Origin of the sequence: Mangrovivirga halotolerans, assembly GCF_026241165.1 — a bacterium.
In the GTDB taxonomy this organism is placed as follows: domain Bacteria; phylum Bacteroidota; class Bacteroidia; order Cytophagales; family Cyclobacteriaceae; genus Mangrovivirga; species Mangrovivirga halotolerans.
Genome location: NZ_JAPFQN010000038.1, coordinates 1 through 644, shown reverse-complemented (window position 1 = coordinate 644; position 644 = coordinate 1). Strand labels below are relative to the sequence as shown.

The 644-nt window shown below is 37.6% G+C and carries 2 protein-coding genes; both read left to right on the top strand.

Features of this window, described 5'->3' with window-relative positions; translation table 11 throughout:
- The first annotated feature begins 182 nt into the window (after positions 1–182).
- On the top strand, positions 183–359 hold the full coding sequence (locus OO013_RS20130) for a hypothetical protein (protein WP_266058927.1): 177 nt from the start codon (positions 183–185) through the stop codon (positions 357–359).
- A 38-nt stretch (positions 360–397) separates the two neighbouring features.
- Complete coding sequence (locus tag OO013_RS20125; protein ID WP_266058927.1) at positions 398–574, top strand: hypothetical protein; 177 nt, start codon at positions 398–400, stop codon at positions 572–574.
- Positions 575–644 lie beyond the last annotated feature (70 nt).

Here is a 644-nt window from a genome sequence, read left to right as displayed (position 1 = left end):
GCTATCGCAGCTTTAACATTCGCTTGTGAAACTGAAAATGTTGAACCTCAAATCCCTGCCGAAGATGAAAAAGCGGACGTAGTCAGAAGAGGTGAAGACATTCGCGGTGATGTGGTCAGAAGAGGTGAAGACATCAGAGGATAATTATTTAATCATTTTTAAACATTCAAATTTTTAACGCTATGAAAAATCTATACAAAACTTTCGCTATTGCGGCTATCGCAGCTTTAACATTCGCTTGTGAAACTGAAAATGTTGAACCTCAAATCCCTGCCGAAGATGAAAAAGCGGACGTAGTCAGAAGAGGTGAAGACATTCGCGGTGATGTGGTCAGAAGAGGTGAAGACATCAGAGGATAATTATTTAATCATTTTTAAACATTCAAATTTTTAACGCTATGAAAAATCTATACAAAACTTTCGCTATTGCGGCTATCGCAGCTTTAACATTCGCTTGTGAAACTGAAAATGTTGAACCTCAAATCCCTGCCGAAGATGAAAAAGCGGACGTAGTCAGAAGAGGTGAAGACATTCGCGGTGATGTGGTCAGAAGAGGTGAAGACATCAGAGGATAATTATTTAATCATTTTTAAACATTCAAATTTTTAACGCTATGAAAAATCTATACAAAACTTTCGCTATTGC

Excerpts from the sequence above, each read along its gene's own strand:
- OO013_RS20130 (WP_266058927.1), top strand. The coding sequence starts at position 183 with ATGAAAAATCTATACAAAACTTTCGCTATTGCGGCTATCGCAGCTTTA.
- OO013_RS20125 (WP_266058927.1), top strand. The coding sequence starts at position 398 with ATGAAAAATCTATACAAAACTTTCGCTATTGCGGCTATCGCAGCTTTA.